Genomic DNA, 22,984 nt, shown 5'->3' on the forward strand with positions numbered 1-22,984 from the left:
CTTCTTGCGTTAGCTGTTCAGGGCGTGAGTTTAACCTGTCGTCAGGGCGAACGGACCCTGGCCGGATGGTCAATCCGTACGGCGAACCCCAAGCCGGTGCGATGAACCGCCGGCGGCCCGCGCAGTGCCGGCTTGGTCTCGATCACGGCCTCACTCTTCCACCATCGCCCGCATGTCCACCGTGCGCTCATTCACCGCGCTGCGCCGTTTCGCGAGCCACATCATGAAGGTGATGAACGTGCCGAATACGACGATGATCCATTGCGCCGGCATCTTCGCCGTGAGCAGCAGCGCGTACGCGCCGAGCATGAGCAGCACGGCGAGGTTCTGGTTGAAATTCTGCACCGCGATCGAATGCCCCGCGGAGAGTAGCGTCGCGCCGCGATGCTGAAGAATCGCGTTCATCGGCACGATAAAGAAGCCCGACAGCGCGCCGAGCAGGATCATCAGCGGATAGGCGAGCAGAATGTAAAACGGCAGCACGTAGGAGCCGATGCGAATGCCCGAGCCCGGCGGAAACAGATCCTTGTTGTAGAACGCCATGGCGATCGCCACCGCACCGGTCAGGATGCCGACCGGCAACACCCGCAGCGACTTGCGCAACGGAATCAGCGCGGCAGCGGCCGCCGCGCCCACCGCGATGCCAAGCCCCGTGACGCCCTGCATGACCGCCGCTTTCGAGAGCGACAAGCCGAGGTTCACGTTAGCCCATTTGAGCACCAGCAACTGCAACGTCACCGCGCCGCCCCACATCAAGGTCGTCACCCACAGCGCGATCTGCGCGAGTTTGTCGGCCCAGAGTACGTTAAAGCAATGATAGAAATCGCCGACCAGCTTCTTCGGTTCTTTCAGGCGGTTTTCATAACGCGCGCCGGTGTCGGGGATGAAGATATTGATCGCGGCGGCAATCGCGTAAGTCACCATCGTCGCGAACATGGCGAGGTCGGCGGAGGAGCGGATCAGTGGCAGATGCGCATGGGCGACGAATTTGTCCGCGAAGGTGCTGATCAGCGCGCCGCCCACCATCGTGCCGACAATGGTCGACAGCACGGTGGCCGATTCGAGCCACGCGTTCGCCTTGACGAGTTTTTCCGCGGGCAGCAGCTCAGTGAGGATGCCGTACTTGGCCGGCGAATATGCGGCCGCGCCGAAGCCGACCACGCCGTAGGCGATCATCGGATGAACGCCCGCGATCATCATCAGGCAACCGCTCGCTTTCAACGCGTTGGAGACGAACATGACGTGCCGCTTTTGCATCGAGTCGGCGAAAGCGCCGACGAACGGCGCGAGCAGCACGTAGGAAACCGTGAAGAAAATCTGCAGCAGCGGCGTGACCCAGGCGGCCGAGCGAATCACGGAGAGCAACGCGATGGCCGCGATCAACAGTGCATTGTCCGCAAGCGACGAAACAAACTGCGCCGCGATGATTGTGTAGAAGCCTTTTTTCATGAAGCGGATCGGAAGCTGCGCGAGAAGTCAGGCGCAAAGCAGGGCGCAGCGAATAACGCGCGAAATGCAGCCGGTCATCGAGCACGCCGGCGCGGCTTCCCGCTTTGTAGCACGAACGCCCGCGGCATGCAGGCGCGCCAACGAAAAAGCGGCCGAAGCCGCTTTTTCACATTCCGCATGCCGGTCAGGGGCCAGCGCTACACCGCAGGGCTTAGGCCGATTGCTGGCGCGTACGGCTGTAGCGCGACAGGATCGGAATCATCTGTGCGTAGACCTTCGGGTTGCCCGCGACGATTTCGCCGATGTGCAGGAAATCCGAATCGCCTGTGTAGTTGCCGACGAGGCCGCCGGCTTCCGTGATCAGCAGGCTGCCCGCGGCGACGTCCCACGGATTCAGGCCTTGCTCGAAGAAGCCGTCCATGCGGCCGGCGGCGACGTTGGCCAGATCCAGCGCGGCCGCGCCCGGACGGCGCAGGCCGGCGCAGGCCTGGGTCATTTCAGCGAACTGGCGGCCATAGGCTTCGAGGCCGTCCGTTTCGCGGAAAGGGAAGCCGGTGCCGATCAGGCCGTCGGCCAGACGGTCGCGCTTGGCCACGCGGATGCGGCGATCGTTGAGGAACGCGCCGCGGCCGCGCGAGGCGGTGAACAGGTCGTTGCGGGTCGGGTCGTAGACCACGGCTTGCGTCACGATGCCCTTGTGCGCGAGCGCGATCGACACACAGTAGTAAGGAAAGCCGTGGATGAAATTGGTGGTGCCATCGAGCGGATCGATGATCCACTGATATTCGGACTCGTTATCCGACTCGCCGGATTCTTCGGCGAGGATCGCGTGATCGGGGTAGGCGGTCTTCAGCGTGTCGATAATCGCCGCTTCAGATGCTTTGTCGACCTCCGTGACGAAATCGTTGTGCTGTTTCTTGCTGACCTGGACGAGATCGAGGTCGAGCGATGCGCGGGTGATGATCTGTGAAGCGCGGCGCGCGGCCTTCACAGCGATATTGAGCATGGGATGCATGAGACTGGATCCTTGTGCCGGGGCAGCACGGCTGCTGGCCGGTAAATGAGCGCTAACCTGCGCTAATTGGGCGCCCTCTGCGAGGCGCGGAAACAGCACGGAACGCCCGCCCGGTACAGGACCGGTGCGCATTCCGCCGACGGAGACGAATTGGATAAGAACGAGGCGCTCATGCAAAGCTGGACGGCAAAGCTGGGCGCGAATACTGGTATTTTACCTGAGTCCGGGCGGCGCGGCAGAGTCCGCGGGCTGTGCAGGGCATTTGCGCGTATTTATGCGGCTTGGTCCGGTATTCGCACGCGTGCTTGCATGTGCATTTGTGCGTGCGTTTACATTCACATGTGCGTGAGCATTCGCGCGCAATTCTGACCGGTCGCGGCGTTGGCGCTACCATACGCGTCTTTAGTTGCCGAATTTCATCGTGGACCACACCCACCATTCCTCCGATCCCGCCGTCGCCGAGTTGCGCGGCGGCTTCACCTCGACCCGCTTCATTCTTGTCGAGCCGAGCCATCCGGGCAACGTCGGCGCTGCGGCGCGGGCGCTGAAAACCATGGGTTTCTCGCGGCTCGTGCTGGTGTCGCCACGCGTGCCGCACGTGCAAACCGATCCGGAGGCCATTGCCATGGCGAGCGGCGCCGACGACGTGCTGGCCTCCGCGCACGTCGTGCCGACGCTCGCCGATGCGCTGAGCGGCGTGCATTGGTCGATCGCGCTGACCGCGCGGCTGCGCGAATACGGACCGCCGCAGTGGACGCCACGTGCCGCGGCGGGCGTGGCGCGCGAGCAGGCGGCGCACGGTGAAATCGCGCTGGTGTTCGGCAACGAGCGCACGGGTTTGTCGAACGAGGATGTCGAGCGGTGCAGCGCACTTGCGCATATTCCGGCCAATCCGGCCTACAGTTCGCTCAATCTCGCGCAGGCCGTGCAGGTGCTGGCGTATGAGTTGCGCACCATGTATCTCTCGACCGACAGTGCAACGACCACGGCGCACGCCGCGCCTCCAGCGGCAGCGGGGCAGGGCGAGCCGGCCGGCGCGCGCGCCGCGAGCGATGAAATCGAAAGCATGTTCTCGCATCTGGAAAGCGCGCTGGTCGCGCTGGACTTTCTCGATCCAGCCAACCCGAAGAAGCTGATGTCGCGTTTGCGCCGCCTGTTCGCGCGCTCCGGTCTCGAGCGTGAGGAAGTGAATATCGTACGCGGCATCGCCAAACACATTCTGCTGAAGACCGGTCCGAAGGGCGGCGACGCGTCCTGAGCGTTTCCGCCGCCCACGCAGCCCACGCAGCCCACGCAGCCCACGCCGCCCGCGCCGCCCGCGCCGCCCGCGCCGCCCGCGCCGCCCACGCGCCCCGCGACGACCCCGCGGGCAGCGTGGGCTTCCGGCGGATTTCGCGCAATCGCCCTACAATCCCCGAAACGTTCTAAGCAAAGCTGCCGTCGTGCTAAGCGGCAAGCCACGCCGTCATGCGTGCCAGCTCATGCGTGCGGCCCTTTCTCCCACAACACAGTCCCTGCCATGTTCACGAGACTTCGCGAAGACATCGCCACGATCCGCGAGCGCGACCCCGCCGCCCGCAGCGCCTGGGAAGTGCTCACGTGCTATCCGGGTCTGCACGCGCTCGTGCTGCACCGGCTCGCGCATGCATGCTGGCGCGCAAGGCGCCGCTGGCTAGCGCGGTTTGTCTCGCAGATGGCGCGCTTCATGACCGGCATCGAAATCCATCCGGGCGCGACGCTCGGGCGGCGCGTGTTCATCGATCACGGCATGGGTGTGGTGATCGGCGAGACCGCGCAGATCGGCGACGACTGCACGATCTACCAGGGCGTGACGCTCGGTGGCACGTCGCTCACGCGCGGGGCGAAACGGCATCCCACGCTCGAGCGCGGCGTGATCGTGGGCGCGGGGGCGAAGGTGCTCGGCGGTTTCACGATCGGCGCGGACGCGAAGATCGGCTCGAATGCCGTGGTGACCAAGCCCGTGCCGGCGCGTGGCACGGCGGTGGGCAATCCGGCGCGGATCATCGTGCCGGCGGCGGCTGTGGCATCGGAAGAGGCTTCCGTTGCGGCGAATTCCGGTGCCGGCAGCGCCGCGCGCGATGCAAAACGCTCTGCGGCATCTGCGGTAACCAGCGGATTTTGCGCGTACGGCATCACGCCGAATGCGGACGATCCCGTCTCGCTGGCAATTCATGGCCTGATCGATCACGCCGCCACGCAGGCAAAGCGCATCGACGAAATCGTCGACGCGCTGGAGCGGCTGGGTACGAGTCTCGAAGGTCTGCAAGGCGCGGATGCGGCGTTGCTCGATCTGCGGCGTTTGTCGGCGGCGATCGCAGGCAAGGTGGATGGGGCGGTGGCGGAGCGTTGAGGTATTTTGCGGAAGCCGAAGCCGAAGCCGAAGCCGAAGCCGATCGCGCGCAGTCAGCGCCTGCGCTGACACTTTTGCGTGGCACGAGGAAAGGCTGGCCCACCAACGCCGCACACGGCGCGAAGACCTTAACGAGGCCCGGCGGCAGCGCTGTCATCCAACGCTAACGCCGCATTCAACCCAACGGCAGCGCCCGTATTCCGTCGGCATCGATACGCAGATATCCGCCACGGCGCTCGCCGTGGTCGAGATCCCAATCCGGCAGAACCCAACGCGTGCCGTCCGGCTCGCGATGCCGCGCCGGCCTGTGCGTGTGCCCATGAATGATGGTCGCTGTCTTCGACGACTTGAACAACGCGGCCACGGCCGCCGCCGTCACGTCATACTTCGGCGAAACCGGTCGCGAGCGGCCTTCGTCGCTTTTCGAGCGCATGTTCTCGGCCAGCTTCTGGCGCCAGCGCAACGGCCACGCGAGAAACAGCATCTGCGCGAAACGGCTGCGCGCAAAACTTCGAAACGTCTGATAGCCGCGGTCCGCGGTGCACAAGCCATCGCCGTGAGCGAGCGCGATACGCGTGCCGAATGCCGTGATCACGAACGGATCGGGTAGCCAGATCGCGCCTGCCGCTTTCATGAAGCGCTTGCCCAGCAGAAAATCGCGGTTGCCATGCATGATGTAAAGCGCAATGCCGCGCTCGGACAAGGTGTGCAGCAGCGCGGCCATGCGTGCGACGAACGGCTCCACGAGCATGTCGTCGCCGATCCAGTACTCGAACAGATCGCCGAGAATGAAAACCGAATCGGCCTGCTCGGCCGTGACGCGGATGAAATGCTCGAACGCGGCGACCGTATGCGGGATCGCCTCGCTCAAGTGAATATCGGAGAGGAAAAAAAACGGGCGTGCGGCGTGCGGGCGTTTGCCCTCGCCAGGCACGCCCGCGGCGACGCTTCGCAGCGGCGTTTCTTGCAGCATTGAAGGTGCCTGATATCAGTTCGAACGGGTCGACCTTTAGCTCGCGCTTAGTCGACGATCACGGCCTTTTCGATCACCACGTCGTCCGCCGGCACGTCCTGATGGAAGCCCTTCGAACCCGTCTTGACCTTCTTGATCTTCTCAACGATGTCCATGCCTTCGACCACCTTGCCGAACACGGCGTAGCCCCAGCCCTGCGGCGTCGGCGACGAGTGGTTCAGGAAGTCGTTGTCGTTCACGTTGATGAAGAATTGCGCCGTGGCCGAATGCGGGTCGTTCGTACGCGCCATGGCGATCGAGCCGTTCACATTCTTCAGGCCGTTGTTCGCTTCGTTGGTGATCGGCTCGGCCGTCGGCTTCTGCTTCATGCCGGGTTCAAAGCCGCCGCCCTGGATCATGAAGCCGTCGATTACGCGGTGAAACACCGTGTTGTCGTAGTGGCCGGCTTTCACGTAGTTGAGGAAGTTTTCAACCGACTTCGGCGCCTTTTCAGCGTCCAGTTCGAGTTTGATGACGCCGTGGTTCGTATGCAGTTCAACCATGATGGAATCCTTTGATGAACGGGGTGGGTAAAAGGCGCGGCGAGTCGTCGTGAATTGACGCCGGGCCGCGCCGGGGCGTGATTGAGCGCTGACGCTTCTTTTCGGGCGCGCTATGTGTCGCGCGCCTCGTTTGCTGCAATTACTTGCCGACCACCGTTGCCGACTCGATCACGATCGGCTTTTGCGGCACGTCGCCCATCGGGCCGCGCGAGGTGGTGGGGGTGCTTTCGATTTTCTTCACGACGTCCATGCCGCTCGTGACCTTGCCGAATACCGCATAGCCGTTGCCGTCCGGATTCGGATAGTCGAGGCCGGCATTGTCCACCGTGTTGATGAAGAACTGCGCGGTGGCCGAGTTCGGATCGCTGGTGCGCGCCATGGCGAGCGTGCCGGTCGTGTTCTTCAGACCGTTACGGCTTTCGAGCGGAATCGGCGCGCGCGTCGGTTTCTCCGCGAAGCTTTGCGTGTAACCGCCGCCCTGAATCATGAAGCCGCGAATCACGCGATGGAAAATCGTGCCGCTGTACTGGCCGGCCTTCACGTAGTCGAGGAAGTTGGCGACCGTCTTCGGCGCTTTCTCAGGATACAACTCGACGCGGATGTCGCCTTCCGATGTCTTGAAGAGGACGGACGGATGCGCGGCTTGCGAACCGGACTGGGCAAAGGCGGGGGCGTTTGCGATCAGGGCGGCGCTGCCGAGCGCCAACATCAACCATTTCATGAAGATCCTCAGGGTTGGAAAAACGTGTTGCGCGTAAACCTGACTGCGCGTAACCGCGCGTCGCGGCGCTATTTCGACGGCGCCATGTAAGGCGGCATGGCGAGCGAGCCGTTCGCGCCGCCGTACTGGAAGCTCGGCGTCTGCGTCATGTTCGACGTGGCGCGGGCAGTGTAGTCGTCTTCCGCGCTGGCGGCTTGCCTCGCCGACGTTTGCGGTTTGGCCGTGGTCGGCGAGATGACTTTCTGGATGTCCGCGAGGCGCTGGGTAGTCGTGGGGCTCACCTTGCCCAGGCTCTGCGCGCGGCGATAGGCTTCGTTGGCCATGCGCAGATACAGGTCGCCGAGATTTTCGTATGCAAGGCTGTAGCCCGGATTGACCTTGGTTGCCGTTTCGAGCGCGGCGCGCGCTTCGGCATAACGACCCTGCTTCGCATAGAGCGCGGCAAGGTTGTTATACGGTTCGGGCAACTCGGGGTAGGTCTGCGTGAGTTCGGTGAACGCGGTGATGGCTTCGTCGTCGCGGCCCAGGTGCGCGAGCACCGTTCCGCGCTTGAATTTCGCTTGCGCGTCGCGCGGATTCGAGGCGATGCGCGCGTCGAGCTGCGTCAATGAGGCCGCCCAGTTTTTCTGCGCGATCGACGCGTCGATTTCCGGCGTGTTGTCGCGCACGGCCGGGCCTTGCGGCAGCGTGGCGGTTTTCTGCGCAAACGCTGCCGCAGCAGGTACGGCTGCGAGCGCGACCGCGACGGCCGCGCGCAACGTGAGGGCGCGCGTGGCGTTGAGAGCGACGCCGCGGATCACGCCGTGCGTCATGCCACGCACGACACCGCCGAAGGCCGTCGCGGCGAGGGTCGCAGCGCTGCGCGCGCGGCCGCTTGAAGGTTTCATAGGCTCAGGTCTGGATGTTATACTCCGACCCATTCTAACAAAAGGTCTGCGCGTTCCGTCGAACCGCAAACTGTCTTTTCGCCACTCGTGGTCGTCTCCGCCTTGATCGCAGCCTGACCGCCGCACCCGTTGCACCGGTTTTGCTGTACGCGACGCTCCCGCCGTCTGTTCGCTGGGCGCGGCGCGCTTGAAACACATTGCGGATTTCTTTCGGCCCACGCACCGTTCTCTATGGAATCACTGCGCATCTACAACACGCTCGCGCGTGACAAGCAAACCTTCGTGCCGCTGCAAGACGGTGTCGTGCGGATGTACGTCTGCGGGATGACCGTGTACGACTATTGTCACGTCGGTCATGCGCGGGTGATGGTTGTGTTCGACATCGTGCAGCGCTGGTTGCGCACGCTCGGCTACGACGTGACCTACGTGCGCAACATCACCGATATCGACGACAAGATCATCCGGCGCGCAGTGGAGAATGGCGAAACGATCAAATCGCTGACCGACCGCTTCATCAACGCGCTGCATGAAGACGCGGACGCGCTCGGCATCCAGCGCCCCGACGTCGAGCCGCGCGCGACCGATTTTATTCCGCAGATGCTCGGCATGATCGAGCGCCTCGAAGCGAACGGCTACGCCTACCAGGCGAGCGACGGCGACGTGAACTACGCGGTACGCAAGTTCGCGAACTACGGCAAGCTTTCGGGCAAGTCGCTCGAGGATCTGCGCGCGGGCGAACGCGTCGCGGCGAACGACGCCAAGCAGGATCCGCTCGACTTCGTGCTGTGGAAGCAGGCCAAGCCGGAAGAGCCCGCCGATACCGGCTGGGATTCGAAGTACGGGCGTGGCCGTCCGGGCTGGCATATCGAATGCTCCGCCATGGGCTGCACGTTGCTCGGCGACCATTTCGACATTCACGGCGGCGGGCAGGACCTGCAGTTTCCGCACCACGAAAACGAGATTGCGCAAAGTGAAGCCGCTACCGGTCAAACCTTCGTCAATTTCTGGATGCACAACGGCTACGTGCAGATCGACAATGAGAAGATGTCGAAGTCGTTGAACAACTTCTTTACGATTCGCGAAGTATTGGCGCAGTACGATGCCGAGGTCGTGCGGTTTTTCATCGCGCGCGCGCATTACCGCTCGCCGCTGAATTACAGCGACGTGCATATCGACGACGCGCGCAACGCCCTCACGCGTTTGTACACCGCGCTGAAAGACGTCACGCCTGATGGCGCGGAACTCGACTGGAACGAAGCGTATGCGCAGCGTTTCCAGGCAGCAATGAACGACGACTTCAACACGCCGGTTGCCGTATCGGTGTTGTTCGAGTTGGCAACTGAAGTGAACCGCACGCGCGATCCTGCGCTGGCCCGTCAATTGCGCTCGCTTGGCGCTGTGATCGGACTGCTCGGCCGCGAACCGCGCGCCTTCCTGCAGCAGGCAGCGGGGGCAGCCGCCGCTCACGCGCTCGAGGCCGACGCGATCGAAGCGAAGATTGCCGCGCGCACGGCCGCCAAGCAGGCGAAGGACTTTGCGGCAGCAGACCGGATCCGGTCCGAATTGCTCGAGGCCGGCGTTGCACTTGAAGACAAACCCGGTGGGTTGACTGAGTGGCGGCGCGTGTGAGCGCACCTCGACCGTCCCTTTGATCGACTCGCCAGGCAGGAGGCAGGATGGCAACGGCCACGAAGACGCCGGCTAAACGAGCCGCGTCTCAAACAAACGCGGCAGCCGCGGGAAAGTCGACACGCACGTCGGCTCGCGCGAGCAGCAGCGTGGTAAAGAAAGCATCGTCGAAAGCCGCCGGGGTGGTGGCCAAGACCGCAGCGGGCGCAGCGAAAAAGACCGCGGTCAAACGCGCGCTCAACGGTGCGTCGGCACATGCGCCTGTTGTGAAGCGCGCTAAGGCGACGCGTACGAAGGGCAATGGCGCCTTGCCGGCTGAACTGGCCGGCGACGTGCAGGAGCTCGCGCGCGTCACGGCCGAGGGCCACGAAGGCGAAGTCGTGCGCAAGACGCGCGCGTCCACCGCCGCGGGCGGCGAAGCGTCGAGCGCGAACGAAGCCGCGGCGCCGGTGCAGATCGGCGGGCTCACGCCTGAAGTCACGCGGCCCGCGTATTGGGACAAGGCATGTGCCGACCTCGTCAAGCGCGATCGCATTCTGAAGAAACTGATTCCGAAGTTCGGTCCGGTGCATCTGCTGAGCCGCGGGGATCCGTTCGTCACGCTCGCGCGCTCGGTGGTCGGGCAGCAGATTTCGGTGGCGTCCGCGCAAGCGGTCTGGGCGAAAGTCGAGGCCGCCTGTCCAAAGCTCGTGCCGCAGCAGTTCATCAAGCTCGGTCTGGAAAAACTGACCGCGTGCGGCCTGTCCAAACGCAAGGCCGAATACGTGCTCGATCTCGCGCAGCATTTCGTTTCGGGTGCGCTGCACGTCGGCAAATGGACGTCGATGGAAGACGAGGCGGTGATCGCCGAGCTCACGCAGATTCGCGGCATCGGCCGCTGGACCGCGGAGATGTTCCTGATCTTCAATCTTTCGCGTCCGGACGTCTTGCCGCTCGACGACCTCGGTCTGATCCGCGCGATCAGCGTCAATTATTTCAGCGGCGAGCCTGTCACGCGAAGCGAAGCGCGCGAGGTCGCCGCCAACTGGGAGCCGTGGCGTACCGTCGCCACCTGGTATATGTGGCGTAGTCTTGACCCATTGCCGGTCGACTACTGAAGAACAAGAAACGGGATCAGATCAAAAACTATCGATTGTTAAAGTTTGATAGTTGCGAGATGGTTTTGACATCGGCGAGCGCGGTTAGAATACGCGCTGCCGGTAAGTCCAAGGATTACAACCAATGAAGACCACCTTTCTGGATTTCGAACAGCCGATCGCTGAACTCGAAGCGAAGATCGAAGAATTGCGCTTCGTGCAGGACGATTCGGCCGTCGACATTTCGGAAGAGATCGAGCGGCTGTCCAAGAAGAGTCAACAGCTCACCAAAGATCTATACGCGAACCTCACGCCGTGGCAGGTTTCGCAAATCGCCCGTCATCCGCAACGCCCGTACACGTTCGACTACGTGAACGAGCTGTTCACGGATTTCCACGAACTGCACGGCGACCGCAACTATGCGGACGACCTGTCGATTGTCGGCGGCCTCGCGCGTTTCAATGGCCAGGCCTGCATGGTGATCGGCCATCAGAAGGGTCGCGACACGAAGGAGCGCGCGCTGCGCAACTTCGGCATGCCGCGTCCGGAAGGCTATCGTAAGGCCGAGCGTCTGATGCGTCTCGCCGAAAAATTCGGCTTGCCGATTTTCACGTTCATCGACACGCCGGGCGCCTATCCAGGCATCGGCGCGGAAGAGCGTGGTCAATCGGAAGCGATCGGCCGCAATCTGTATGTGATGGCCGAGCTGAAAACGCCGCTGATCGCGACGATCATCGGTGAAGGCGGTTCGGGCGGCGCGCTGGCGATTGCTGTGGGCGACAGCGTGCTGATGCTGCAATTCTCGACCTATTCGGTGATTTCGCCGGAAGGCTGCGCATCGATTCTGTGGAAGAGCGCCGCGAAAGCGCCGGAAGCCGCGGAAGCGCTTGGCCTGACCGCGCATCGTCTGAAGGCGCTTGGCCTGATCGACAAGATCGTGAATGAGCCGCTCGGCGGCGCGCATCGCGATCCGAAGGGCATGGCCGCCATGCTGCGCCGTGCGCTTGCCGATTCGCTGCGCCAGTTCCAGGGCATGAGCATCAACGACCTGCGTCAACGCCGTTTTGAACGGCTGATGTCGTACGGCAAGTTCAAGGAAACGACGCCGGGTGCCTAAGCCCGCGCGCGTTCTCTTTCGTCCTTCAGCGCTTCACGCGCTAGCGACGTGACTTCCACCGCCGAAACGCCCGCCGACCGCCTCGTTATCGAGGCGGTCGGCGTTTCGCTGTCCGCACTCGCCACTGACGCGCGTATCGCGATCGCGTTCAGTGGCGGGGTGGATTCGAGTGTGCTGCTCGATGCCGCGGTGCGTGTCGCGGGCGCGGCGCGTTGCGTGGCGCTGCATGTGCATCACGGCCTGAGTCCTCACGCGGATGCCTGGCTCGCGCATTGCGAGGCGTTCGCGCAGGCGCGTGGCGTCGAGTTCGCAGCGGAGCGCGTCGAGGTTTCGCGCGACGCGGGTGTGAGCGTCGAGGCCGCCGCGCGCGATGCGCGTTATCGCGCGCTGGACCACATGTGCGCGACGCGCGGCATCGCCACGCTCTGGCTCGCGCAACATGCGGACGATCAGGCGGAAACCGTGCTGCTGCAATTGCTGCGCGGCGCCGGCCTCGCCGGGCTCGCCGCGATGGCGCCGGAGTATTTGCCCGCGAACGCGTCGGCCACGCGCGTGCGGCCTTTGCTTCATCTGCTGCGTGCGCAACTCGAACAATATGCGAGCGAGCATGTATTACGCTGGATCGACGACGAATCGAACGCGGACACGCGTTATGCGCGCAACGCTTTGCGCCACGACGTGATGCCGGCGCTCGCTGTCCATTTTCCCGGCTTTCGCGACGCGCTGGCTCGCACGGCGGCGCACGCCGCGTCCGCACAACGGCTACTCGACACGCTCGCGCGCATGGATATGCAGGCTGCGTCACGCGACGAAGGACGAGCGCTCTCGCATGATGCGTTGCTCGCGCTCGACGACGACCGGGCGCTCAACCTCATACGCTACTGGATGCGCACGCTCGGCCTTGTCGCCGCATCGAGCGCGCGTCTTGGCGATGCGCTGCGTCAACTGCGCGAAATTGGCGCGGCGGGCGAGGGCCATGCTCTGCGCGTCGATCACGCGGGTCATGCATTGCGCAGCTATCGCGGCCTCGTGTACTGGGAAAAGGGCGACAGCCGCGATCCCGCCGATGAAACGGCGCTCGCCGCGCGCGCGCCCAGCGAACTCGCATGGCAGGGCGAGCCGGTCTGGCATTTGCCGCAATGGCGCGGCACATTCGTGTTCGCCGACGCAGCCGCGGGCGACCCCGACGCGATTCCCGTCAGCGTTCTGCGGCGCGCCGTGTTGAGCGCTCGCTCGCGTAGCGGCGGCGAACGGATGCGCACGGGCGCGGCTCACGATGCGCCGAGCCGCACGTTGAAAAACCTGTTCCAGGAACGCGGTATTCCCGCGTGGAAACGCGACGTGCCGTTGCTCTACAGCGGCGAAGATCTGCTGTTCGTGCCCTTGCTTGGGGTGAATCGCTCGGTGTTGCCCGAGCAGGCCGGCGAGGGCGAATCCCACGTCAGGATCGTATGGCGCGACGATTTGCTGATCGCCTGACCGGCCGGTCGGACACTTGGGCTAGCTAACCTGCGATTCCGCAAACAGGGCGCAAATTGGCCTGAAACAAGCCTTTGCGGCCCTTATTCAGCGCATTTCGATGGCCTTTGCGGCTTGTCTTTTTACGCTCGATCAGGTAATTTAGCTTGTTTGCCCGACCCGCTTTTGCCGTCGCTTTTACCGGTCTGCGATCGTGATCCGTCGTTTCCGATAAGCCATCAGCGATCATTCCCGGGCAAATCCGCGCGTGCTGCACGCGTGCTGCATTTACGCCGCCACACATTTTGCCGTCGTTCACAAGACGTTGCGCTCCTGTGCTTTTGTGCGGTCGTCTCCAGCGCGCCAGCGCGGTTTCTCCTCCAGTTCAGAACGACAATGGCACTCATCGTACACAAATACGGCGGCACCTCGATGGGCTCGGTCGAGCGCATCAAGAACGTCGCCAAGCGCGTCGCGAAATGGCACAAGGCTGGCCACAAGATGGTCGTCGTGCCGTCGGCGATGTCCGGCGAAACCAACCGCTTGCTCGGTCTCGCGAAAGACATCGCGGCTCAACCGAGCCCGCGCGAACTCGACATGATCGCCGCTACGGGCGAGCAGGTCAGCTCGGGACTGCTCGCCATCGCGCTGCAGGAAGCCGGCGTCGACGCGGTCAGCTACGCCGGCTGGCAAGTGCCGGTCAAAACGGATAGCGCATTCACGAAGGCGCGTATCAGCGAAATCGACGGCGAGCGCGTGCTGCGCGATCTCGACGCGGGCAAAGTGGTGGTGATCACCGGCTTCCAGGGCGTGGACCCTGACGGCAATATCACCACGCTCGGCCGTGGCGGTTCGGATACGTCGGCGGTCGCGGTCGCGGCTGCGTTGAAAGCCGATGAGTGCCTGATCTACACAGACGTCGACGGCGTGTACACGACCGACCCGCGCGTGGTGGAAGAAGCGCGCCGGCTCGATCGCGTGACGTTCGAAGAAATGCTGGAAATGGCAAGCCTGGGTTCGAAGGTGCTGCAGATCCGCTCGGTGGAATTCGCCGGCAAATATCAGGTGAAGACGCGTGTGCTGTCGAGCCTGACCGATCCGCTGATACCGCTCGACGCTGAAATGAAGTCGGGCACCCTGATTACTTTTGAAGAAGACGAGACCATGGAAAAAGCAGTCATCTCGGGCATCGCGTTTCAGCGCGACGAAGCTCGCATCGCCGTGATGGGTGTGCCCGACAAGCCGGGCATTGCGTACCAGATTCTCGGCCCGGTGGCGGACGCGAATATCGACGTCGACATGATCATCCAGAACCAGAGCGTGGAAGGCAAAACGGCGTTCACGTTCACGGTTGGCCGCGGCGACTATCAACGCGCCATGGACATCCTCACGGGCCAGGTGAAGGGCCACGTGCAGGCCGAGCAGGTGCTGGGCGATCCGAAGGTGTCGAAGGTGTCGGTGGTCGGCGTGGGTATGCGCTCGCACGTCGGTATCGCAAGCACGATGTTCCGCACGCTGTCGGAAGAGGGCATCAATATCCAGATGATCTCGACCTCCGAAATCAAGATCTCGGTGTTGATCGACGAGAAGTATATGGAGCTCGCCGTGCGCGCGCTGCATAAAGCGTTCGAACTGGATCAAGCGTAATTTGCTTTGAACAACGGGGCGTACAAGAGCGCTCCGTTTGTTTTGCGTGGTCGATGTGAATAAATTGCGTCGTCAATGACAAAACTGGCACAAAAAATGTTCGCCAGACATTGACCTTCGTGGTTCGGCCCGCTATTATCTTGGCTTCGTCGCGCTGACTCCCTGCGCGACCGAAAGTTTGGGAGACGTGGCCGAGAGGTCGAAGGCACTCCCCTGCTAAGGGAGCATCTGGGCCAAAACCTGGATCGAGGGTTCGAATCCCTCCGTCTCCGCCAGAAGTGGTAGAGAGAACCCCGCAGAGTTTAGGCTCTGCGGGGTTTTTGTTTTTTGGCGCGTTTTTCGCTGCGCCGGCAGGCAAAGTCGAATGGGTTTCCGGTGGTTTCGTTATTGCCGATATCTCGTTAGAGCGCAGTCCGAGCGTGAGCATTTGCATGCGCTGACAGAGCAGGATCGAAACCAAAGAATGATTGGGTATCCTGCGTATCGTAGTCTGCATGGTTGATGTCTGGTGCCATGCGTTGCGGACCGTCCATACTGCCGTCGGCCGGATATCCGGTGGCCGGACGGGCAGGCAACGAGGTTTCCATGCATCGCGCCGCACATGGCGGACCGTCCGCTGCTACGGCCGCACGCGCCGATTACAACACCCCCACTTCTTCACCAAAACCTCGTCCAATGTAACGAGACGTAACCGGTCTGTCGTGAGCGCGATCTTATGCATCAGTTATTACAAAGTTGAAATACGCGGAACGGCACCTTGCGCTATATTTCCGCCAACAACACATTCTTCTAAAGGGTGATCGATGAAGTCCGCTCGTCTTGTTCCGCTTCTGATCGGGGTTTTCGCGTTGGGCGCGTCGGGTGCAGCAATGGCCGGCGGCGTCAACATTGGTGTCAACATCGGCATTCCCGCACCGGTTTATGTTGCGCCGGCACCGGTTTATGCACCGCCTCCGCCGCCTCCGCCGCCGGTCGTCTATCAACCGGCCCCTGTGTACTACGGTGGCCCGGCGATCGTGATCGGCTGGCATGGCGACCGCTATTGGGATGGTCGCCGCTACTGGGCGCGCGATGACTGGTACCGCCATCATCCCCCGGGCCGTTACGACTATGGCCGCGACCACTACGACAATCACCGCGGCTGGCACTAAGCTTTCAGACCGCGATTGATCGAAGCGCAAAGTCAAAGAAAACCGCCCGTGAGGGCGGTTTTCTTTTTGGGCTTCTGCAACAGGCTCAAAAACGCGACGGCACGAACAACGGCGCCACGCCACGCCACGCATCGCTCACGCGAAAGACGCGCTCACTCCGCAACAGCAGCCATACCACCCACCACCGCGCTAAACCCGCTATCGACGTGCACGATTTCCGCCGTCACACCGGCCGCCAGATCCGACAGCAGGAAAGCCGCTGTATTGCCCACCTGTTCGATCGTCACGTTGCGCTTGAGCGGCGCATTCTGTTCGACGAACTCGAGAATCTTGCCGAACCCTTTGATTCCGCTCGCGGCCAGCGTCTTGATCGGACCCGCCGAAATGCCGTTGACGCGCACGCCTTTCGCGCCGAGCGAGACCGCCAGATAGCGCACGCTCGCTTCGAGCGAAGCCTTGGCGAGACCCATGGTGTTGTAATTCGGAATCGCGCGCTCGGCGCCGAGATAGCTGAGCGTGAGCAACGACGCGTCCGGCGTGAACATGGACTGCGCGGCCTTGGCGAGCGCGGGGAAGCTGTACGCGGAAATGTCGTGCGCGATGCGGAAATTTTCGCGCGTCATGCCGTCGAGGAAATCGCCGGCGATCGCTTCGCGCGGCGCAAAGCCGATCGAATGAACGAGACCGTCGAGGCCGTCCCAATGTTGCCTGAGCGAGGCGAAGAGGGCGTCGATTTGCGCGTCGTCGGCGACGTCGCAGGGGAACACCAGGTCGCTGCCGAACTCGCCGGCGAACTCTGTGATGCGCTCCTTGAAGCGCTCACCGACATAGGTGAACGCCAGTTCGGCGCCTTCGCGCTTGCAGGCCTGCGCGATGCCGTAGGCGATCGAGCGGTTCGACAACAGGCCGGTTAGCAGGATGCGTTTGCCAGCGAGGAAGCCCATGGTATCTCCTGATCGGATCAGCGCGCCGCGCACCTCGACGCTGTGTGCAAGGTACGTGCGGATCGCGCGGGTTTATTGGGTAGAATTCTCTCACACTGCACTTGTCCCACTGACCAACAAGGCCCTTATGACAACTGGCTCGCGACGGGTTCCAACGCCTCGCGCACCTCGGTGCCGCGTGATTCACAGACCCTCGCGCGCCGGCCTCGCGATTGTGCCGCGGTCCTGGCGCTCCACCTGCGCCGCCATGATGTGCACCGTGCTGGCCTTGGCCGGTTTGCTCGTGGCGCCGCGCGCGCACGCGGTCTATGCGATCGCGCAATACGGCGACCCGAAATATCCGGCGGATTTCAAGCACTTCGACTACGTGAACCCGGACGCACCGAAGGGCGGCACGCTGGTGCTGGCCAATCCGAGCCGCCTCACTAGCTTCGATAAATTCAATCCGTTCACGCTGCGCGGCAATACCGCGCCCGGTGTGGACCTGATGTTCGAAAGCCTCACCACTGGCAGCAGCGACGAGGTGGCGTCCGCCTACGGGCTGCTTGCCGACGACATCGACATCGCGCCGGACGGCTTGTCCGTCACGTTCCACATCAATCCGCGCGCGCGTTTTTCGAACGGCGATGCGGTCACCGCCGACGACGTCAAGTTTTCGCTCGATACGTTGAAAAGCCCGCAGGCCGCGCCGCAGTTCGCATCGATCTTCGGCGAGATCACCCGCGCGGTGGTGGTCGACCCACACACGATCCGCTTCGAGTTTCACCAGCGCAATCGCGAGCTGCCGCTACTCGCGGGCGGCATGCCGGTGTTCTCGCGTAAGTGGGGGATGAAGTCGGACGGCAACCGGATTCCGTTCGACCAACTCGCGTTCGAGAAGCCGATTGGCAGCGGCCCTTATCTGATCGAACAGTACGACAACGGCCGCACGATTACGTACCGTCGCGACCCGAATTACTGGGGCGCGGGGCTGCCGGTGCGTGTCGGCATGAATAACTTCGATCGCATCGTCTACAAGCTGTATTCGGACAGCACCGCGCGCCTCGAGGCCTTCAAGGCCGGCGAATACGACGCGCTGGTCGAGTATGTGGCGCGCAATTGGGTGCGACGTGACGTCGGCAAGAAGTTCGATAACGGCGAGCTGATCAAGCAGGTGTTTCCGCAACATAACGGCACCGGCATGCAGGGCTTCATGCTGAACACGCGGCGCCCGTTGTTTCAGGACGTTCGCGTGCGCAAGGCGCTCGATCTCGCACTCGACTTTCAGTGGCTCAATCGCCAGTTGTTCTTCAATCAGTACACGCGTATCGACAGTTTCTTCGCCAATACGGAATTGCAGGCGAAGGGGCTGCCAACGCCCGGTGAGCTGGCGTTGCTCGAACCATGGCGCGCGAAGCTCGACCCGGCGGTGTTCGGCCCGCCACCGAAGCAGCCGGACACGGATCCGCCCGGCTCGCTGCGCGCCAATCTGCTGCAGGCGCGCGCATTGTTGCAACAGGCCGGCTGGAACTACCGCGACGGCGCATTGCGCAACGCCAAAGGCGAGCCGTTCCGCTTCGAGATTCTCGACGACTCCGGCTCGTCCGCGCAGATGGAGCCGATCGTCGCGACGTTCATCCGCAATCTGCAGAAGCTCGGCATCGAGGCCACGTTCCGCGTGTCCGATTTCGCGGTCTATCAGAAGCGTCTGGACAGCTTCGATTTCGACACCACCACCATTCGCATGCCGGACGTGCAGGTGCCGGGTTCGGAGCAGATCGAGCGCTTCGGCAGCAAGGCGGCGGCTACGCCAGGTTCTGACAACATGATCGGGCTGAAGTCGCCCGCCGTGGATGCCATCCTGAGCGCGCTCGTGCACGCGCAGACGCGCGAGCAACTGATCGACGCCACGCACGCGCTCGACCGCGTGCTGATGCATGGCTACTATGTCGTGCCGCACTGGTACAGCGCGACGCATCGGGTGGCGTTCAAGCGCGGGCTTGCGTGGCCGAAAACATTGCCCCTGTACTATTCAGCGGAAGGCTGGATCACGTCGATGTGGTGGTTCGCGCAGCCGCAACCGCAGCCGCAAGCCCAGGCCCAGGCCCAGGCCCAGCCGCGCTAACGCATCATTCATTCATCGCCTTCGCACCGGAAACGCCGCCATGTGGAGCTACATCCTCAAGCGTCTGCTGCTCATGATCCCGACCTTGCTCGGCGTGCTGACGCTGACCTTCGCCGTGATCCAGTTCGTCCCCGGGGGCCCGGTCGAGCAGATGCAGCACGAGTTGCGCAAAGGCGCGGAGAGCGGCGCGCCGTTCGGGCTGCGCGCGCATAGCGGCGTCGACGCGCAGCAGATCGCGCAACTCAAAGCGCTCTACGGCTTCGACAAACCGCCGCTGGAGCGCTATGTGTTGATGCTCAAACGCTTCTCGACGTTCGATCTCGGCCAGAGCTATTTCCGCCACCAAAGCGTGTGGTCGCTGATCGTCTCCAAGCTGCCGGTCTCGATCAGTATCGGCTTATGGACGTTCTTTCTGACCTATCTGATCTCGGTGCCGCTCGGCATTGCGAAGGCGATCCGCAATGGCTCGCGCTTCGACGTCGCCACGAGCCTCGTGGTGCTGATCGGCTACGCGATTCCGGGCTTCGTGCTGGGCGTGTTGCTGCTCGTGCTGTTCGGCGGCGGCACGTTCCTGCAACTCTTTCCGCTGCGCAATCTCACGTCGGACAACTGGGCGCAGTTGAGTGTCGCCGGCAAGGTGCTCGACTATCTGTGGCATATCGCGTTGCCGATCACGGCCTCGGTCGTGGGCAGTTTCGCGGTGGTCACCATGCTGACGAAAAACGCCTTTCTCGACGAGATCCGCAAGCAATACGTGCTGACCGCGCGCGCCAAAGGTCTGTCCGAAAAGCGTGTGCTGTGGAAGCACGTGTTCCGCAATGCGCTGTTGCCGCTGATCGTCGGTTTTCCGGCCGCGTTTATCGGCGCGTTCTTTACCGGCAGTCTGCTGATCGAAACACTGTTTTCGCTCGACGGCCTCGGGTTGCTGTCGTACGAATCGGTGGTGCGGCGCGACTATCCGGTCGTGCTCGGCACGCTGTATCTGTTCACGCTGATCGGTCTTGCGACCAAGCTGATTTCCGATCTTTGCTATGTGTGGGTCGATCCCCGCATCCAATTCGAACAACTGGAGCGCTGATGAATCGAGCCCGTCTTTCCGCCGATGCGTCGGCGCGCGCCGAGACCGCGCGCGCGTTCGTCTCGCCTTCGCCCGCGCGCCGTGTGTGGCAGCGCTTTCGCCAGCAGCGTCTGGGCTACTGGAGCCTGATCGTGTTCGTCGTGGCGTTTGCGGCGAGCCTGGCGGGTCCGCTGTGGTCGAACGACAAGCCGCTCGTGGTGCGCTATGACGGCAACCTGTATTTCCCGATGTTCAAGACGTACGCAGAGACCACGTTCGGCGGTGATTTCCCGACGCCGGCCGATTATCTCGATCCGTATGTCAAGCAGCGTTTCGACACGCCAGGCAACTTCGCGCTGTATCCGCCGAATCGCTACTACTACGACACGTTGAATTACTTTTCGAAGGCGCCCAATCCGGCGCCACCATCGCGCGACAACTGGCTCGGCACCGACGACCGCGGGCGCGACCTGTTCGCGCGTCTTCTGTACGGTTTTCGCGTCTCGGTGGAGTTCGGGCTGGTGCTCACGCTGATCGGTACGATTCTCGGTATCGCCGCAGGCGCCGTGCAGGGTTATTTCGGAGGACGTACGGATATCATCGGGCAGCGCCTGATCGAAATCTGGAGCGCGATGCCCGAGCTTTATTTGCTGATCATCTTTTCGTCGATCTTCGAGCCGGGCTTTATTCTGTTGATCGTGCTCCTTTCGCTATTCGGCTGGATCGGCCTGTCCGATTACGTGCGCGCGGAGTTTCTGCGCAATCGCCATCAGGACTATGTGCGCGCGGCGCGCGCCATGGGGCTGTCGAACTGGCAGATCATGTGGCGGCATGTGCTGCCCAATAGCCTGACGCCCGTGATCACGTTCCTGCCGTTTCGCATGAGTGGCGCGATTCTCGCGCTGACGAGCCTCGACTTTCTCGGCCTGGGCGTCCCGTCGCCGACACCGAGCCTCGGTGAGCTGCTCGCGCAAGGCAAGGCGAATCTCGACGCCTGGTGGATCTCGCTGTCCACCTTCGGCGTGCTGGTGGCGATGCTGCTGCTGCTGACCTTCATGGGCGATGCGCTGCGCAACGCGCTCGATACCCGCATCTCCGATGCCATGCGCGCCGGAGGCAATCAATGAGCGCCTCCTTGCAGAACGAAGCACCACAGGCCACCGCGCCGCTGCTCGAACTGGAGCATCTGCACGTGAGCTTCGGCAATACGGTCGCGGTGAGCGACGTCACGCTCGCGATCCAGCGCGGCGAACGGGTCGCGCTGGTTGGCGAATCAGGTTCAGGCAAGAGCGTGACCGCGCTGTCGATCCTGCGCCTCCTGAGCGACGCGCAGGTGAGCGGGTCGATCCGTTTCGACGGCGAAGACCTGCTTGCCAAAAGCGAGCGCGAAATGCGCGGCATGCGCGGCTCGGACATCGCGATGATCTTCCAGGAGCCCATGACCGCGCTCAATCCGCTCTATACGGTCGGCGACCAGATCGCGGAAACCATCGTCGTGCACGACGGCGTGAGCGCACACGAGGCGCGCAAACGCGCGGTGGCGCTGCTGGGGCGCACCGGCATCGCCGAGCCGGGCAAGCGCGTGAACAGCTATCCGCATCAGCTTTCCGGCGGCCAGCGCCAGCGCGCGATGATCGCCATGGCGCTGGCGTGCCGCCCGCGTCTACTGCTGGCCGACGAGCCGACCACGGCGCTCGACGTGACGATTCGCGCGCAGATCGTCGAACTGCTGCTGGAGTTGCAACGCGATGAAGCGGAGAAACGCGGCATGGCGGTCCTGCTGATTACGCACGATCTGAATCTGGTGCGCCACTTCGCGCAACGCATCGCGGTGATGGAGAAGGGCGTCCTGGTGGAAAGCGGCCCGGTCGAGCAGGTGTTCGGGGCGCCGCAGCATGCGTACACGCAGCGTTTGCTGGCGAGCCGCCCTGAACGCACGGTCGTGCCCGTGCTGCCGATTTCGCCGGTGCTGCTCGAAGCGCGCGAAATCTCGGTCGATTTCAAAACGAAGCTGCCAGGCTTTAGCGGCTGGTTCCGCTCGGGGCGGTTTCGCGCGGTCGCGGACGCGAATGTGTCCGTGCGCCAGGGGGAGACGTTGGGAATCGTCGGCGAATCGGGTTCGGGCAAATCGACGCTGGCGATGGCGTTGCTCGGTCTGCAACGCACCACGCATGGCGAGATCGAGTTTCAGGGCAGGCCGCTCGGCAGCTACCGCGGCGCCGAACAGACCGCCTTGCGCTCGAACATGCAGGTCGTCTTTCAGGACCCGTTCAGTTCGCTTTCGCCACGCCAGACCATCGAGCGGATCGTCGGTGAAGGGCTCGCGCTGCACCGGCCGGACATGATGCCGCAAGCGCGGCGCGACAAGGTGATCGCGGTGTTGCGCGAAGTCGGCCTCGACCGCACGGTGCTGCAACGCTATCCGCACGAGTTCTCCGGCGGCCAGCGGCAGAGAATCGCCATTGCGCGCGCGCTCGTGCTGGAGCCGCGCATTCTGATCCTCGACGAACCGACCAGCGCGCTCGATGTTTCCATCCAGCAGCAAGTGCTGAAACTGCTCGCGGGGTTGCAACACAAGTACAACCTGGGCTTCGTTTTCATCAGCCACGATCTGGCTGTGATCGGGGCAATGGCGCACCGTGTCGCGGTCATGCAAAACGGTTCGATCGTGGAAACGGGGGAGGTTGAGAAGATTTTTGCGACCCCCGCCCACCCCTACACTCGAAAGCTACTGAAAGCAGCCCTTGACCATTGATTTTTCACCCTTTCACCAATTGGGTGCGTGTCCCGATTGAATTTTTCTATTTGTTTTGACACGTGAATACTTACTGGCTAGTATCGAC

At 63.0% G+C, this 22,984-nt stretch carries 20 protein-coding genes and 1 tRNA gene; 13 read left to right on the forward strand and 8 right to left on the reverse strand.

Going from position 1 to position 22,984, the window contains the following annotated elements; translation table 11 throughout:
* Positions 1 to 150 precede the first annotated feature (150 nt).
* Both lplT and AC57B1_RS37635 read right to left on the reverse strand, forming a co-directional pair.
* Positions 151 to 1,449: a lysophospholipid transporter LplT gene (gene lplT, locus AC57B1_RS37630; protein ID WP_408187890.1), complete on the reverse strand. Its 1,299-nt coding sequence runs from the start codon at positions 1,447 to 1,449 to the stop codon at positions 151 to 153.
* A 211-nt stretch (positions 1,450 to 1,660) separates the two neighbouring features.
* Positions 1,661 to 2,464, reverse strand: a complete 804-nt coding sequence (locus AC57B1_RS37635) for an inositol monophosphatase family protein (protein ID WP_408301820.1) — start codon at positions 2,462 to 2,464, stop codon at positions 1,661 to 1,663.
* 421 nt (positions 2,465 to 2,885) lie between these two features.
* On the opposite strand from AC57B1_RS37635, the gene AC57B1_RS37640 reads away from it, so the two are divergent.
* Both AC57B1_RS37640 and cysE read left to right on the forward strand, forming a co-directional pair.
* The gene (locus AC57B1_RS37640; protein WP_408301822.1) at positions 2,886 to 3,722 is read left to right on the forward strand and encodes an RNA methyltransferase; all 837 of its coding nucleotides are present in this window, start codon (positions 2,886 to 2,888) and stop codon (positions 3,720 to 3,722) included.
* A gap of 261 nt (positions 3,723 to 3,983) precedes the next feature.
* Complete coding sequence (cysE, locus tag AC57B1_RS37645; protein WP_496420208.1) at positions 3,984 to 4,835, forward strand: serine O-acetyltransferase; 852 nt, start codon at positions 3,984 to 3,986, stop codon at positions 4,833 to 4,835.
* A 175-nt stretch (positions 4,836 to 5,010) separates the two neighbouring features.
* Here cysE and AC57B1_RS37650 read toward each other — a convergent pair whose 3' ends face one another.
* The 4 genes from AC57B1_RS37650 to AC57B1_RS37665 form a co-directional block, all read right to left on the reverse strand.
* Complete coding sequence (locus tag AC57B1_RS37650; protein WP_496420209.1) at positions 5,011 to 5,808, reverse strand: UDP-2,3-diacylglucosamine diphosphatase; 798 nt, start codon at positions 5,806 to 5,808, stop codon at positions 5,011 to 5,013.
* 47 nt (positions 5,809 to 5,855) lie between these two features.
* Positions 5,856 to 6,350 carry a peptidylprolyl isomerase gene (locus AC57B1_RS37655; protein WP_007181373.1) on the reverse strand — a complete coding sequence of 165 codons (495 nt, stop codon included), beginning with the start codon at positions 6,348 to 6,350 and terminating at the stop codon, positions 5,856 to 5,858.
* A 139-nt stretch (positions 6,351 to 6,489) separates the two neighbouring features.
* A complete protein-coding gene (locus AC57B1_RS37660) occupies positions 6,490 to 7,071 on the reverse strand; it encodes a peptidylprolyl isomerase (RefSeq protein ID WP_091793251.1) in 582 nt (193 codons plus the stop codon).
* A gap of 68 nt (positions 7,072 to 7,139) precedes the next feature.
* Complete coding sequence (locus AC57B1_RS37665) at positions 7,140 to 7,958, reverse strand: tetratricopeptide repeat protein (RefSeq protein ID WP_496420210.1); 819 nt, start codon at positions 7,956 to 7,958, stop codon at positions 7,140 to 7,142.
* 231 nt (positions 7,959 to 8,189) lie between these two features.
* Here AC57B1_RS37665 and cysS point away from each other — a divergent pair, with 231 nt between their 5' ends.
* The 4 genes from cysS (at position 8,190) to tilS (ending at position 13,259) form a co-directional block, all read left to right on the forward strand.
* Entirely contained in the window at positions 8,190 to 9,587 is a 1,398-nt protein-coding gene (gene cysS / locus AC57B1_RS37670) for a cysteine--tRNA ligase (RefSeq protein WP_408347819.1), read from the forward strand.
* Between the two features lie 47 nt (positions 9,588 to 9,634).
* Entirely contained in the window at positions 9,635 to 10,684 is a 1,050-nt protein-coding gene (locus AC57B1_RS37675; RefSeq protein ID WP_091793257.1) for a DNA-3-methyladenine glycosylase family protein, read from the forward strand.
* Between the two features lie 124 nt (positions 10,685 to 10,808).
* Positions 10,809 to 11,780: an acetyl-CoA carboxylase carboxyltransferase subunit alpha gene (locus tag AC57B1_RS37680; RefSeq protein WP_007181378.1), complete on the forward strand. Its 972-nt coding sequence runs from the start codon at positions 10,809 to 10,811 to the stop codon at positions 11,778 to 11,780.
* 48 nt (positions 11,781 to 11,828) lie between these two features.
* Entirely contained in the window at positions 11,829 to 13,259 is a 1,431-nt protein-coding gene (gene tilS, locus AC57B1_RS37685) for a tRNA lysidine(34) synthetase TilS (protein WP_496420211.1), read from the forward strand.
* Between the two features lie 25 nt (positions 13,260 to 13,284).
* On the opposite strand, the gene AC57B1_RS37690 is transcribed toward tilS, so the two are convergent.
* Positions 13,285 to 13,557: a hypothetical protein gene (locus AC57B1_RS37690; protein ID WP_143048297.1), complete on the reverse strand. Its 273-nt coding sequence runs from the start codon at positions 13,555 to 13,557 to the stop codon at positions 13,285 to 13,287.
* Between the two features lie 77 nt (positions 13,558 to 13,634).
* Between AC57B1_RS37690 and AC57B1_RS37695 the strand changes: the two genes are divergently transcribed.
* The 3 genes from AC57B1_RS37695 (at position 13,635) to AC57B1_RS37705 (ending at position 16,036) form a co-directional block, all read left to right on the forward strand.
* Positions 13,635 to 14,885 carry an aspartate kinase gene (locus AC57B1_RS37695; protein ID WP_091793261.1) on the forward strand — a complete coding sequence of 417 codons (1,251 nt, stop codon included), beginning with the start codon at positions 13,635 to 13,637 and terminating at the stop codon, positions 14,883 to 14,885.
* A gap of 181 nt (positions 14,886 to 15,066) precedes the next feature.
* Positions 15,067 to 15,160 (forward strand) — tRNA-Ser (locus AC57B1_RS37700).
* A 528-nt stretch (positions 15,161 to 15,688) separates the two neighbouring features.
* A complete protein-coding gene (locus AC57B1_RS37705) occupies positions 15,689 to 16,036 on the forward strand; it encodes a hypothetical protein (RefSeq protein ID WP_091793263.1) in 348 nt (115 codons plus the stop codon).
* 152 nt (positions 16,037 to 16,188) lie between these two features.
* Here AC57B1_RS37705 and fabI read toward each other — a convergent pair whose 3' ends face one another.
* A complete protein-coding gene (gene fabI / locus AC57B1_RS37710) occupies positions 16,189 to 16,980 on the reverse strand; it encodes an enoyl-ACP reductase FabI (RefSeq protein ID WP_408187817.1) in 792 nt (263 codons plus the stop codon).
* A 247-nt stretch (positions 16,981 to 17,227) separates the two neighbouring features.
* On the opposite strand from fabI, the gene AC57B1_RS37715 reads away from it, so the two are divergent.
* The 4 genes from AC57B1_RS37715 to AC57B1_RS37730 are packed head-to-tail and all read left to right on the forward strand — an operon-like array spanning position 17,228 to position 22,896.
* The gene (locus tag AC57B1_RS37715; RefSeq protein WP_496420212.1) at positions 17,228 to 19,084 is read left to right on the forward strand and encodes an extracellular solute-binding protein; all 1,857 of its coding nucleotides are present in this window, start codon (positions 17,228 to 17,230) and stop codon (positions 19,082 to 19,084) included.
* Between the two features lie 40 nt (positions 19,085 to 19,124).
* Positions 19,125 to 20,162, forward strand: a complete 1,038-nt coding sequence (locus tag AC57B1_RS37720; RefSeq protein ID WP_496420213.1) for a microcin C ABC transporter permease YejB — start codon at positions 19,125 to 19,127, stop codon at positions 20,160 to 20,162.
* Positions 20,162 to 21,268 carry an ABC transporter permease gene (locus AC57B1_RS37725; RefSeq protein WP_091793272.1) on the forward strand — a complete coding sequence of 369 codons (1,107 nt, stop codon included), beginning with the start codon at positions 20,162 to 20,164 and terminating at the stop codon, positions 21,266 to 21,268. Before AC57B1_RS37720 ends, AC57B1_RS37725 begins: the two co-directional genes overlap by 1 nt.
* The gene (locus AC57B1_RS37730; RefSeq protein WP_496420214.1) at positions 21,265 to 22,896 is read left to right on the forward strand and encodes an ABC transporter ATP-binding protein; all 1,632 of its coding nucleotides are present in this window, start codon (positions 21,265 to 21,267) and stop codon (positions 22,894 to 22,896) included. Before AC57B1_RS37725 ends, AC57B1_RS37730 begins: the two co-directional genes overlap by 4 nt.
* Positions 22,897 to 22,984 lie beyond the last annotated feature (88 nt).

The sequence above is a fragment of the Paraburkholderia sp. BGA-UO-ETr-F21 genome (assembly GCF_059567925.1).